Annotated in this window: 10 protein-coding genes; 3 read left to right on the top strand and 7 right to left on the bottom strand. The window is 65.3% G+C overall.

Going from position 1 to position 12,409, the window contains the following annotated elements:
* Positions 1-318 precede the first annotated feature (318 nt).
* Both BEN78_04485 and BEN78_04480 read right to left on the bottom strand, forming a co-directional pair.
* A complete protein-coding gene (locus BEN78_04485) occupies positions 319-942 on the bottom strand; it encodes a hypothetical protein (protein ASR42754.1) in 624 nt (207 codons plus the stop codon).
* Positions 943-1,026: 84 nt separating this feature from the next.
* Positions 1,027-1,644, bottom strand: a complete 618-nt coding sequence (locus tag BEN78_04480; GenBank protein ID ASR42753.1) for a hypothetical protein — start codon at positions 1,642-1,644, stop codon at positions 1,027-1,029.
* 1,223 nt (positions 1,645-2,867) lie between these two features.
* Between BEN78_04480 and BEN78_04475 the strand changes: the two genes are divergently transcribed.
* Positions 2,868-3,257 (top strand): hypothetical protein, encoded by a 390-nt coding sequence (locus BEN78_04475; GenBank protein ASR42752.1) that lies wholly within the window; start codon positions 2,868-2,870, stop codon positions 3,255-3,257.
* Positions 3,258-3,374: 117 nt separating this feature from the next.
* Here BEN78_04475 and BEN78_04470 read toward each other — a convergent pair whose 3' ends face one another.
* Positions 3,375-3,770 (bottom strand): hypothetical protein, encoded by a 396-nt coding sequence (locus BEN78_04470; GenBank protein ASR42751.1) that lies wholly within the window; start codon positions 3,768-3,770, stop codon positions 3,375-3,377.
* Between the two features lie 505 nt (positions 3,771-4,275).
* On the opposite strand from BEN78_04470, the gene BEN78_04465 reads away from it, so the two are divergent.
* Together BEN78_04465 and BEN78_04460 are read left to right on the top strand one after the other, a co-directional pair.
* Positions 4,276-4,932, top strand: a complete 657-nt coding sequence (locus tag BEN78_04465) for a hypothetical protein (GenBank protein ASR42750.1) — start codon at positions 4,276-4,278, stop codon at positions 4,930-4,932.
* A 334-nt stretch (positions 4,933-5,266) separates the two neighbouring features.
* A complete protein-coding gene (locus tag BEN78_04460) occupies positions 5,267-5,551 on the top strand; it encodes a hypothetical protein (protein ASR42749.1) in 285 nt (94 codons plus the stop codon).
* Between the two features lie 483 nt (positions 5,552-6,034).
* Here BEN78_04460 and BEN78_04455 read toward each other — a convergent pair whose 3' ends face one another.
* From BEN78_04455 to BEN78_04440, 4 genes are all read right to left on the bottom strand, one after another.
* Positions 6,035-8,071 carry a TonB-dependent receptor gene (locus BEN78_04455; protein ASR42748.1) on the bottom strand — a complete coding sequence of 679 codons (2,037 nt, stop codon included), beginning with the start codon at positions 8,069-8,071 and terminating at the stop codon, positions 6,035-6,037.
* A 133-nt stretch (positions 8,072-8,204) separates the two neighbouring features.
* Positions 8,205-9,605: a hypothetical protein gene (locus tag BEN78_04450; GenBank protein ASR42747.1), complete on the bottom strand. Its 1,401-nt coding sequence runs from the start codon at positions 9,603-9,605 to the stop codon at positions 8,205-8,207.
* A gap of 7 nt (positions 9,606-9,612) precedes the next feature.
* Positions 9,613-11,844, bottom strand: coding sequence for a ligand-gated channel (locus tag BEN78_04445; protein ID ASR44905.1), 2,232 nt, complete (start codon positions 11,842-11,844; stop codon positions 9,613-9,615).
* A gap of 117 nt (positions 11,845-11,961) precedes the next feature.
* Positions 11,962-12,363, bottom strand: a complete 402-nt coding sequence (locus BEN78_04440; GenBank protein ASR42746.1) for a hypothetical protein — start codon at positions 12,361-12,363, stop codon at positions 11,962-11,964.
* Between the last annotated feature and the right edge of the window lie 46 nt (positions 12,364-12,409).

The following is a 12,409-nucleotide window of genomic DNA, read 5'->3' as shown; positions in this document are numbered from 1 at the left end:
CGCCCGTTCGGTCACTCTTCCGAAATGCCCGGTGCGATACGCAGGTTCACGCCTTCGGTGGGCATGCCCGGAAAGCCCTGCGTCTCGACGCTCGCAACGCCGAGCTCGATCACGTCGTCCTGTACCTGGGTGCGGGTGTTGTCGTTGCTGTTCATGGTTCGCTCCTCGTGACGCCATGGACATCCATGGCAGCGCCAACGTAGGAACCGGCCGCGATGCTTATCAAATGATTATTAGGTGCTCACGAGGTGATATGTGCGGGTTTGTGACAGCGGTCGCGAACGCCCCGTGTTCATCTGTTTGCCTGTTGTCGGCCCGTCAGCGGGCGCTCGCCGCCTTCTTTCCCAGATGCAGCACGATCTGCGGCACCATCGCGATGCGCCGGCGATGGTAGGTGCGCACGCCGGCTTTGAGTGACGCGAGATCCCGCGCTGCCCAATGCTCGTACAACGTGGCCATTTCGTCGTGGGCGTCGTCGAGCAAGGCCTGCTTGGCATGGCGCACCGGGGCGAGCTGGTCGTTGGTGCGTTTGATTGCAGTGTTCAAGTGCGCGGACGCGGTGGCATTCGCAATGGCGTCGAATAGCCGCCAGGCGGCATTTGGGGTGTTCTGGGGGTCTGGAACCGCGGGCAGTTCCGCCGCCGGTGGGGCCGTGCCGCCTCGGTCAATCGCCTCGAGCAGCAGGCTCTTCATCCAGTGGTAGCGTTCTTCCAGGTTGGGCTCGAAGAGCATCGGCACATGGAAGTCGCCACGCGGATGCATCACGATCAAGCCAGCGCCTGCCAGCTGATGCAGCGCGTGTTGAACAGGCATGACGCTGGTGTTGAACTCACGCGCCAGTGCGACGGGATCGATCCATTCCCCAGGCAGGTAGCGGCCTTCCCGCAACGCGCGTTGGATGTGGTCGAATAGAAAGGTGCGATTCGTGGCAACCGCGTCCATGGCGGAACTCCGTTTCGGCAAAAAAAAAGGACGTTCTGTGGCGGCCTATGACAACTCGTCGTCAGCGCGATCTGCGACAAGCCGCTACCGCTGCGCATGGCGCGCCCGCAGGATCGTCGCGATGCGCGTTACCAGCATCTTGCGGCGCTCGAAGTAGACGTGCAGTTCGGCCTGCAGGTTTGCCAGATCATGTTTCTGCCAAAGCCGAACCAGCTCGGCAAGCTCGCTTGCAGCGTTGGGGATCAGGTTCAGCTTGGCGTGCCGGATGGGCGCCAGCTGGTCGTTCGTCTGCTGGATTGCGGTGCGCAGGTCCTTCAGGTCCGCCTGCTCGGCAATGCTGTCGAACAGCTGCCAGGTCTGCGTTGCGATGTCCGGCGTGCGCGCAGTGGAGATCGGCGTGGCTGAGGCGCAGGGCCGCGTGGGGGGCTCACAGGCCATCATCGTCAGACGCCGCATCCACTCGTAGCGCTGGCGCAGTTCCTCCTCGTCGAGCAGCGGCACATGCAGGCCTTCGCGCTGTTGGTCCTCGATCAGGCCCTCGCCCAGCAGCTGATGCAGCGCGATACGGATCGGGGCGCCGCTGACCCCGTGCTCGTCCGCGAGTGCCGCCACGTCCAGGTGTTCGCCCGGCGCGTATCGGCCGGCGCGCAGCGCGCGCTTGAGCGTCCGATGCAGGTAGATCCTTTTCGAATCCGCGTTCATCGCAGAAATCCCTTCGGCGTGAGGCGCTTACGGATCCTACAACGATCTGGCGGGCGAGGCTGCTTCTGGGGAAAGGCGGGCAGGCGCGCATTGACGACGCGGTCTCATTTTATTTGGAGCGGCTGATCGCTGGGGGATCACCGCCTCCCGCAGGTGCCGAGGCGGTCGGCGCACCCAGTGCGCCGGGTGGGGGCACGGGCTCGTCGTGGAGAAGCGCCTCCGAGGTGACGCTCGCAGCTGCCGCGTATGCAGTGCACGCGCATGCGCGCGTCCCGATGAACGCGCGCCTCATCGCTTGGTAGGTGCGACAAACTGTCGCGCGGAGCGGCGAGACGGGAGGCCTAAAATACAACCTTGCGATACCACTGCCCCGCCCACGCGGCGTTGCGAGGCCAACTCCGCGCCTCACGACAAGTGGCGTCGAGACCTGGACATCCTCCCATGTACGACTGGTTCCCCATCGTCTTCATCATCTTCAAGGTCGTCGTCCTCGGCGTCGGCATGTTCTACGCCATCAAGTGGCACCACGACCAGGCGAAGAAGGACGAGCAAGAGAAGAAGGACGCGCTCGAGCGGCAGCGTCAGCGGGAGGCGGGTGAGGGGTAGGGGCCTGGCGGCGCCCTGCGTTGGTGCTAGCCTTGTCGAGGACTGGCTGCGACGCAGATTGCGCAACTGCCGCGAAGTGACCAGCCAAGCGCGCTGGCTTGCATCGGCGACGACGTGATTGCAAGGGGGTACCCCGCGGCGCAGACGTTACTGCACTTCCTTAATGAGGTGCTTCGCCTCGTCGTCGGGCGCGTGGGTTGCAGTCAAGCTGCGTCCGTACAGGCTTCCCCGCAGCCTGGGGGCAGCGCCGCACCGGGTCGCCGCCTTCGATGAGGTGCAGGTAGGCATTGATCTTCCTGAGCTGATCTGCCTGCTCCGGCGCGGATGACCATTTGCGCCCTTCGATCCTGATGAGTGCGATCTCATCAGACGTGGGATCGTGCGTGAGCAGGTCTATCAAGTTTGGGTCATTAATGCCGGTGGGCGTTGATATTTCCGTATGCGCTTTAGCAGGATCCTGTTGGATCGGTCATCAATAAGCAATCCTCAGGTGACTTGGTTTGGCGTTGCGCTGGCTAGGCCTTGGGTGTAAACGCAGGTGCTGGATGGGCGCGGCAAGGGACGCTTGAGGACTTGAAGTCATGACGGCACCAAGTAGCTATCGATTGAGCTTTCATGTGTCCCATCCCGAGATCTCGGCCGATGCGATCGGGTCGAACTTTGCGTTCCCGGTCAGGTATGCGAGGTCCGCTGGAGAAGCGCGGGTTACCAGGGCAGGGAAAAGCCTCGGCGGGACGTACGCAACCACTGAGGTCAGTTTTGACATTTCCGGAGGGGTTGCTTCAGCGGAGGAGGCGCCTTTGGTAGAGCTTCTTCAGCGCTCGCTTGCGCAACTGCCATTGGGACAGGTCAAGGAACTGGTTCGCACGAAAGGCGAGTGCTTCTTTCTCGTGGGCATCTACTCGGAGAGCAACATGCTCGTCTACTTCACGGCCGAGGTCCTTGCTGCGCTAGGGGCCGTGTCAGTGGGGCTCAAGTTGGACTTTTATGGTGGTGAGGAGGCGTAGGGGGCGTAGACGCGAATGGAGCATTAGCAACGCTATGACGGGCAAGCTGCCGTGGCGTCGAATCATGCGTCGGCCCACAGTTCGAACGCCGATCGCCGTGCGGTATTCGGCTTTGGATCACAGATATCTGGCAGGCTGTGGCAGCACGAGAAAGAAGGGGCCTTTGCAGTGCTCTCTGTCCTCCTTGGTCAACGTCCTCGCCGCCGGCTCAGCATCCAGCAATGCGCCGCCGATCTCGACCGTGCGGCCGGCGGTCAGAGCCGCTCCACCGTCAGAATCGAGCACGCTCAGCTTTCCGTTCACGGTTCCCAGCCGGTAGTCGTGCGGATAGACGAGTACGACGGTGCCTCGATCGGTGGATTTCAGGCTCAGGCATCCGTGGCTCACTGTGACCGTGCCCCGAAGAGGTGCGAGGGCATAGATAAGGGGTTCGTCCGTGGGCGGGGTGCGTGCGAGCCGAACGTTGGCAATGTCGGCCTGATGCTCGAGGCGACAGCCGGGCTGCACAGCCATCGCGCATAGCGCGATCGCGAGGATTCGCGGGTCATATCGGCGCCGCTTCATGGCAAGATCTCAATGCGGCTTGCGCAAGCCAGGTCTGTCTTATGAGCAGCGATGTCGACCATGTGCACCCTTGTACGCTTACTGCCCGTCGTTGATGATGCCGGTCGAGCGGGCTGCTGTTCAGAACGTAGCAGGCACTGCGCTCGCCCTCCAATGAGCGTCCATGAAAATGCCTGATCGCCGTCTCCCAAGTGTCGTAATGGTCTTGGCGCTGGCGTTAACAGCTGCTGCGCTTCTGTACCGCAGCCTGTTGGCACCGGCGTCGCTGAATGCCGCTGCTGTAGATCAGGCGCTGCCCTCCAGAGAATCAATCTCGTCTGCTGGCGTCAATGATGCTGGCGCAGAAACCGCCTTGCCGTTGCCCGTCACTTCAAGGCCTGCTGCGCCTGACACCGCTTTCGCCAACCTCAAACGGTCCGCCACGCAGGATTTCCAGGATGCGAATCAATGCGTCATGGCGATGCGGAGGATTGCGCTGGCGGAGCATCAGGTTGGCCTTTGTAATAGCGTGAACGAGGTGGACTATCCGGATGTTGCAGCCTTCTGCGAGCGACGGATGGCGCTCATACGGGCCGCCGCGCCGGCTGACCAAGCGCAGTTGTCGTCGTGCGTCTCCCTGGGCCCAAGCGAGGCCGAGCAGAGGAACTTCGAGCGCACAATGCGCGCAGCAGAGTTGGGCGACCTGGACGCGCAGATTTGCTACGTCAATTCCAACTTCGTACTGCAAAGGCCCTGGACGGCGCAGGAGCATCGGGACTACGCAGATCGTGCGCCCAAGTACGTCGAGGCCGCCTTGTCGAGAGGGGATTGGCGGATCGTCGAGGTCCTGAGAGTGGCCGACCTTACGCTCGTCGAAGAGCGAGGCCTTCCTTTTCAGATCACCGCTGGCGATCAGCTCACGATCTACAAGATGAATCGTCTTCTCAGGATGGGGGCCGCGGATGGATTCGCCAGCTACCTCGACAACCTTCTGATGAGGCCGGCGTTTCCCCATAGCGAGGAGGAGATCGCCGAAGCTGATCGTTGGGTGAGGAAGATCTTTGATGCTCATTTCGGCATGTCGCCGAAGCTGACCGCCCCGCCTAATGTCTGTCTGCAGAACAGGCCCTAGTGTGTGGCCATTTCATCATTCTCGGAGAGTCGAAAGCGATCCGACTGTGCTGGAGTAGTCTCGTGTTCTGATGCGGCCGTGATCTATTTGGTGTCGGCTTTGGCAGGATGAAAGATGGCCATGAAGGAAAGCGTCGTGCTTTCGCCTGGCGGAGGCCGCTTGCTGAACGTAACTGGCTGCGGGATGGGGGCGGGTGCAGAGAAGGGGAGTTGCATTGTCGACGGTAGCTCACAAAGAAGTCGCCTTGATCTTTCGCGGGCTTGAATGCCCTCCGGAGCGGGTCGAAGAGTTGCTTGGTGTTCGAGCGAGCGAGAAGGGTCTTCGCGGAAGTACGATGAGGCCCGGTGTGAAGGCCACTTTGAAGCGATCGTTTGCTAGGTTCTCTTTGGCTCTTGATCCGAATGTCAGGTTAGATCAGGTCATCCCTCTTCTTCTCGATGAGCTAGGCGGGTTGGATCGATTGATTGGTGTTCGCGACTCTGTGGCGCCGGAGTTCTTGGAGATCGATATTCTGTGGCCAGTCAAGAATTCGGAGGAGCAGGAGGGTGGCTTTTTTCCTTCTTCGGTGATCTCCAACTTGGCAGGCTTGAGATGCTCCTTGTCATTCAGCTTCGCGTGAATCGACCAACAGGCTCGTATTGGCGGAGCGCATTCGGGGGCAATCGACCATGAAGCACGAGGCTCGCGATGCGGACCATGTGCGTTTGCGGGCCGCGATCGTTGCGACCAGCAATCCAGATTGTGCGAGCGACCAGTCGAGCACTTCGCTCTCGATGCGCGGTCTTGCCTTGGGCAACTGTTGGATGCGTTCAAGCTGCTGTTGCAGCTTCGAGGCTGGGTCGTCGATATGACGGGTTAGCACGACCTTCATGGACAGCGACAGATGCACTCACCGCAGCCACCGCAGCAGCTCACGCGGACGCAACCAGTGGTCGCCGGTGGCGACCAGGAACAGTATCAGCGGCGCGACTAAAGTCTGGTTGTCCGATGGGGCTAGGTCCACAGCCGACGAGTTCGGCGCGCTCAGGTCCGGTATCGAGACGCACCACGCGCGCCCACCCGGTTCGCGCGGCCAGCTGAGGCTGCGAGGTGCGTCGTTCCTTTACAGCCTCACCGTCACCGATACAAACGCACTCCGCCCCGCCGATGGCGAGAACATGGGCCGGGCCTCTTCCCAGAAGAAGCTGTCATACCAGGCGTAGACGTACTCGCGTCCGGTGACGTTGCGGAGCTGCACGTCCACGCTGGTGCGCGGGGTGAGCCGGAGCTTGGCGCTCAGATCCAGCACTGCGAAGCCGCCGAACTTGTCGGTGAGGTTCCGCTCTTCGAGGTAGTAGTCGCCTTGCGCCCGGCCTTGCAGCCCGAACTGCAGCGCATCGGTGGCGCGATAGTCGAGGCCGAGGTTGCTGATGGTGCGGGGCGTCGCGGCGACTTCGTTGCCCTCGATCGACACGCCCGGTGCGCGGCCGTCGCGTTCGATCTTCGCCTCCTGGTAGGCGTGCGAGGCCCACAGGGTCCAGTGTTCGCCGATCTGCGCATCGAACTGCAAATCCACGCCGCGTCGGCGGGTCTTGCCCAGCACCACGGTGGTGCCGGTGGCGGGCATGTTGGAGATTTCGTTCTCGGCATCCTGCTGCCACACCGCCAGGCGCCCACGGGTGCCGGCGAATGGGCTGAAGCGCAGGCCGGCCTCCATGCCGGTGTTGGTGGAGGGCCGCATCGTTGCTTGCCCGGGCGTGAGGTAGGCCGGTGACGTGCTGCCGGTGAGCACCTGGAAGGTGCGGCCCCAGTTGGCATAGAGGTTGGTGTCGGCATCGAGCCCGTAGACCACGCTGAGCTTGGGCTGGCCGATCGTGCCGTAGTCCTGCAATGGGGCGCGCACGCCGCCGGGCAGTTGGGTGGCGCCGTCGAAGCGGTCGATGCGATAGGCCGGCACGATCTTCAAGGACGCGGCCGGTTGCCAGATCGCCTGCAGGTACGCGCCTACGTTGTTGAAGGTGTGGTGGTCGTCGTTCTGGATGCGTGCGGGTGCGGCCTCGAAGTCGGTCGGCAGGCTGTAGGCGAAGCGTTCGCGCACGTAGCCGTTGTGCTGCTGCTCGTGGTTCGCGCCGGCTTCGAGGGTAAGGGCCGGGTGGGCCGCCCAGGTGAGTGTGGCGAGCAGGCCCGATTGCGTTTCGTCCCAGACGCGGCGTTGGCGCGGGGCGTTGCCGGTGGGCACGTCGCTGAAGGTAATGCGGCGGTCGTCGTGGTAGCGGTTGTGGTAGAGCTTGGTGCCCAGCACCAGTGCTTCCGTCAGGGCGAGGTCCATGTGCAGGCCGAACTGGCGCATGCTGCGGTCGTCGCCGTCATGGGCATTGCGCGGCGCCGAGTGCCGGCGGGCGGCCTGCAGTTCGTCTGCGGTCATGAAGCCGGGTTCGTCGGCCTGGTGGCGGTAGGCACGTGCGGTGAGGCCGATGCGCATGCCGTCCTCGAGGCTGCCGTAGAACCATTTGCCGCCCAGTGCGTACTTGTCCGAGTGGTCGTGGTCGCGATAGCCGTCCGAGGCCTGGACGCCGACGAAGTAGTTCTGCGCGACGTCGCCCCGCTCGCGGCCCACGGCGAGCTGTGCCTGGCGGGTGGCGAAGCTGCCGTAGGTCAGCCGGGCATCGGTGTAGGTGCCGCCCTGACGCGTGCCGAAGTTGATGTTGCCGCCGATGTTGTGCAGGCCGTAGCGCGGGTCGTTGGTGCCGCGCACGACTTCGATGTAGTCGATCTCCAGCGGAAACAGCATGTCGATGAAGCGCTGGTTGCCGCTGTTGACGTTGCTCGGGATGCCGTCGATCAGGGTCTTGATGGCGTTGAGATAGCCCTCGCCATTGAACGCACGGAAGCTGACCTTGCCCGACTCGGCGCCCTGGCGGGTCTCGGTGAGCTGCATGCCCGGCATCTGGCCGAGCAGTTCCCAGCTCTGCGCCACGGTCTGGTCTTCGATGCGTTCGGCGCCGAGCACGTCGACCGAGGTCAGCACTTCGTGTGCGGTCAGCTGCCCGCGGGCCTGGTGTACATGCAGGGCGCCCATCGTGGTGTCGACCGATTGGGCGTGGGCGGCGCCGCTCGACAGGGCGGCCATCAGGGCGAGATGCAGGGGGTGGGCGGGCATGGGGATTGCGTCGGGATGGGGGAGGTGCCCGCCTCTGGGCCGGCGCGGGCGCGCAATCTATCATGTAATAACATTACATTTCACGCATGATGAGGCCGGATGCGCATACGTCCAGCGGTCCGGCAGCGCGCACTCACCGCAGCCACCGCAACAGCGCCACACGCGGCCGCACCCAGCGGTCGAAGGCGAGCACGACGAGCAGCGAGGCGGCAAGCAGCGGCAGTGCAATGGCCGAGATCAGCAGCAGTGCGAGCAGGGCACGGGTCGGCATGCGTGTGCTGCCCGGTGCGCCGATGCGGCCAGGCGGGCGGCGGCGCCACCACATGGTGGTGCCGGTCACGACCAGTACGACCACGCCGATGCAGGCGGCGAGCATCACCAGTTGGTTGAGACGCCCGAAGTAGTTGCCCATGTGCAGTTGCACGCCCAGTTCGATCGCCTGGGCCACGACGCCGTAGTCGTCGAAGCCGGTGCTGATCAGCAGCGTGCCTTCGCGGTCGAAGTGGTAGGTCACCTGACCCTGCGGCCGCGCGGGATAGGTGTAGGCCATCAACGCACCGCGCGCTTCGCTGGGCAGGAACACGCGCAGTTCGTCGTCGGTGCCGGCGGCGCGGACGTGGGCGATCGCGCGTTCCAGGCCGGTCGTCGTCCAGTGCTGGGCGCCGGGTTCCGGTGCAAGGGTGGCATGGTCGTGGTGGGCCGATGTTGCACCGGCGGCCGGCATCGGTGCGTGTTGCAGGGTCCACGGCACATCGTTGAAGGCATCGCCGACCTGGGGTGCCTGCGGCGCGGCGTAGCGCCGGTAGACGGCGGGGTAGCCTTCGCCGATGAGTTCGGCGCCGCCGCGGATCCAGCCGCCCCAGACTACCGCCCAGGGCAGGCCAGTCGCGACCAGGAACAGCACCAGCAGTGCGACCCAGAGTCCCGTAGCGCGATGGATGGATTTCCATCGCATGCGGCCGCCGCTGCGCAGGTTGGGCAGTGCGACACGCCACCCGCGTCCGTCGGCTGCGCGCGGCCAGCCCAGATACAGGCCGCTGACGATCAGAACCACGGTCCAGCACGCCGCGAGTTCCATCACGTAGCGGCCGAAGGTGCCGAGCATCAGCGAGCCGTGCAGCCGGTCCGCGATGCCGACCAGTGTCCGCGCGGGTGCGAGGACGCCCAGTACCGTGCCGTCGCCGGGGTCGACGTAGGCGATGCGGCTCGCGCCGTCAGTGATCGCCAGATGCACCTGCGCGGCGCGTCGGGGGTCGGCCGGCAGGTCGATCCGGGTGGGCGTGGCGTCGGGTACGGCGGCGTAGGCGGCGTCGATCATGTCGCCCAGCGGCACACGCTGCGCCCAGGGCGCGGGCGTGAAGCGCAGTTGCGGATAGAACGCGTCGTTGAGTTCGTCGTTGAAGAGGTAGATCGCGCCCGTGACCGCGAGCACCAGCAGGAAGGGCGCGACGAACAAGCCGGCATAGAGGTGCCAGCGCCAGAACAGGCGGTAACGATCGTTGCCGGGGCGCAGGGCGGGTGTGGAGGTGGCCATGCGCGTCTCAGAACCGCGTGCGCAGGGTCATCTCGACGCTGCGCGGCGCACCGAGGTAGACATGGGTGGCCGGGTAGCCGGAATACTCGCCGTAGAGGGCGTCGCCGGCGTTGCGCACGCGCAGTGCAAGCGAAACGCGAGGCCAGTCGTAGCCGGCCCAGGCATCGAAGGTCGTGCGGCCGCGCACGTAGTAGGTGTTGGCGTTGTCGGTGTAGAAGCCGCCGACGTGGTGGCCGCTGGCCCCGAGCGAGAGGGGCATGGTGGCAAAGCGATACGTCGCTGCGAGCGATGCAGTGCCATTGGGCACATTACTGGGGCGCTTGCCACGGCGATCAGCGCCACCGGCCTCGATCAGTTCATCGAAGCGCGCACGACCCCAGGTGGTCGAGGCCTCCAGCCGCAGGCCGCGCGTGGCCTGCAGGTCGGCTGCCAGTTCCAGGCCCTGCGAGGATTGGCGGCCGCCCTGCACGCTGATCATCGGGTTGGCCGGATCGCGGGTCAGGATGCCGTCGCGCTCGATGCGGTACGCGGCGGCGGTCAGCGACAGGCGTGCCTCCCAGGCTTCGACCTTCAGGCCGACTTCGGCCGCGCGTGCATCGGTCAGGTCGAAGCGGCCCGAGGCGGTCTGCAACGTGAGCATGCTCGAGACCGGACTGGCGGAGGTGGAGACCTGGCCGTACAACTGCAGGTGGTCGCGCAGGTCGAACACGCTGCCCAGGCGCCACGACAGCGGCGTGTAGCGCGGCGCGAACGTCGTCCGGGTGCCGCTGATGCGGTCGTCGATGCTGCGGTCGAGGTCGATCCGCTCATAGCGCACCCCGCCGACCAGCAGCCAGCGCGGCGTGAGGTTGAAGGCGTCTTCCAGGAACACCGCATGCGTGCGCAGCCCGGTCCGGAAGATCTGGTCGCTGGTATAGGCGGCCGAGTCGGCGCCGGGGAATGTGCCCAGCACTGGGTCGATCGGCGTGACCGGCGTGGTGGCGCCGCTCTGGCGTGGATTGACGAAGTTGGTGTCGTTGATCTCCACACCGATGGTGAAGCGATTACGCCGCCCCGCAAGCGGGCCGTCGTAGGCGAGGGCCAGCCGCTCATTCCAGAAACGGTGATCGTGGAAGACGCGCTGCACGCCGCGGGCGTAGAGGCCGGTGCTGCGGTCGTAGCGCCAGTCGTCGGAATAGACGAAGTCGCGATCGGCGCGGTAATGCGCCAGGTCGTTGCGCAATTGCCAAGTCGGCGACAGCGCGAGTGTGGTGTTCCAGCGCAGCAGGTTGCTGCGAGCGCCGCTGTAGGCGCCGATCGGGTTGTAGTTGGTGTGGCGGGTGGCGCGGTCGATCACCAGGCCATCGGCACTGCGCACCACGCGCGATGGCGCGATCGCGTCTTCGATGGCGATCATCGGCGCGCCCTGATAGGTGCCGGTGCTCTTGTCCTGCGCGTGTTGCCAGGAGAGCAGCATCGACAGCGCCTCGCGCGGCGTCCATGCCGCACTCGCCGACAACGTGGACGTCTCGACCGCGTTGCGCTCGATGTCGTAGAGACTGTCGGCGCGCAGTCCACCGGCGTCGAGCCGAACCGCGAGCGTGTCGGAGACCGGTTGATTGAGGCCCAGTCCGGCGCGGCGCGTGCCGAAGCTGCCAATACCGAACATGCCGTCGATCGCGGTGCCGTCTGTGCTGGGCCGACGCGTGACCAGGTTGATCGCGCCGCCCATCGCGCCTTCGCCGTACAGCACCGAGGCCGGGCCGCGCAGGACCTCCACGCGTTCCAGTGACCAGGTGTCGAGATCGCGGGTAACGAAGGTCGATGCGCCCAGGCGCACGCCGTCGTGCAGCACCGAGACGGTGTTGCCGCTGAAACCGCGCAGGGTCACGACCGCGGGATTGCCAGGCACGTTGCCGACCATCGCGCCCTGCGCCAGCGCGAGAGCCTCGCGGGTGGTGCGAGCGCCCCGGCACGCGATCTCCTCGCGGTCGATCACCTGCAGCGAGGCCGGCGTCTCGCGCTGGGTCAGGTCGAGGCGGCTGCCGGTCTGTTGGGGCGTGTCGAGTGCGTGCAAGCGCTGACCGCGGACCTGCAAGGCATCGAGCGTGGTGGGCGAGCGATCGGAGTGCGGGCGCGATTGCGCCAGCGCGGAGGGCGACAGCGCAAGGGCCATCAGCCCGGCGAGCGGAACCGACGATCGAAAGGCGCACGGCGCGCCGCGGGCTGACAGCAGCCCGAACGGGATGGAACGAAGCATGGGCAGAATCCGGTGATGCGTGCGGCGCGGCATTGGTCACGCGCGCACGCACGACGCCGCGCACCGCGCGGCCATCGCAAACGAAAAAGGCGACCCGTCAGGTCGCGGCGGCTTGGATCAGGCCGCCAACGGTGGTCCGCGTGAGCCCAGGCCGCAGGGGTGCCGCGTATGCACGCGAGGCGTGCGCAGCACGGGGAGTGGTGAGGCGATACGCGGCGCCAGCGACCACACCAGCCACAGCACCGCGATCAGCGTGGTCGCAAGCAGCGGGCAGTAAGCGCAATCCGGCATGTCGCCGTGGTCCATCGGCGCGGGCGGTGGCGTCTCCAGCAGCGCGAACGGGTCGACCATGCTGACCAGCTTGTCGCTGCCCGTGGTGCACAGCTCCATCAGGATCGTGCGTGGGGCGTCATGGTGCGCGGTGGCGAGGCGGCCGACCGAGGGCAGCAACGCGAGCAGCAGCATGGCCGTCAGCGACAGCCATGCGAATGCGCGTCTGAAACGGCGGCTCCCGGACATGACGGAAGTCTAGCCGCGGGTGTCGGAGGTGGAAGCGCACATGAGT

The sequence above is a fragment of the Xanthomonas citri pv. mangiferaeindicae genome, assembly GCA_002240395.1.
Classification (GTDB): Bacteria; Pseudomonadota; Gammaproteobacteria; order Xanthomonadales; family Xanthomonadaceae; genus Luteimonas; species Luteimonas citri_A.
The sequence above is the reverse complement of the archived record's forward strand: the minus strand, read 5'-3'. Positions and strand labels throughout refer to the sequence as shown.

Excerpts from the sequence above, each read along its gene's own strand:
- BEN78_04470 (ASR42751.1), bottom strand. The coding sequence starts at position 3,770 with ATGGCTGTGCAGCCCGGCTGTCGCCTCGAGCATCAGGCCGACATTGCC.
- BEN78_04440 (ASR42746.1), bottom strand. The coding sequence starts at position 12,363 with ATGTCCGGGAGCCGCCGTTTCAGACGCGCATTCGCATGGCTGTCGCTG.
- BEN78_04485 (ASR42754.1), bottom strand. The coding sequence starts at position 942 with ATGGACGCGGTTGCCACGAATCGCACCTTTCTATTCGACCACATCCAA.
- BEN78_04465 (ASR42750.1), top strand. The coding sequence starts at position 4,276 with ATGGCGATGCGGAGGATTGCGCTGGCGGAGCATCAGGTTGGCCTTTGT.
- BEN78_04445 (ASR44905.1), bottom strand. The coding sequence starts at position 11,844 with ATGCTTCGTTCCATCCCGTTCGGGCTGCTGTCAGCCCGCGGCGCGCCG.
- BEN78_04480 (ASR42753.1), bottom strand. The coding sequence starts at position 1,644 with ATGAACGCGGATTCGAAAAGGATCTACCTGCATCGGACGCTCAAGCGC.
- BEN78_04450 (ASR42747.1), bottom strand. The coding sequence starts at position 9,605 with ATGGCCACCTCCACACCCGCCCTGCGCCCCGGCAACGATCGTTACCGC.
- BEN78_04460 (ASR42749.1), top strand. The coding sequence starts at position 5,267 with ATGAGGCCCGGTGTGAAGGCCACTTTGAAGCGATCGTTTGCTAGGTTC.
- BEN78_04455 (ASR42748.1), bottom strand. The coding sequence starts at position 8,071 with ATGCCCGCCCACCCCCTGCATCTCGCCCTGATGGCCGCCCTGTCGAGC.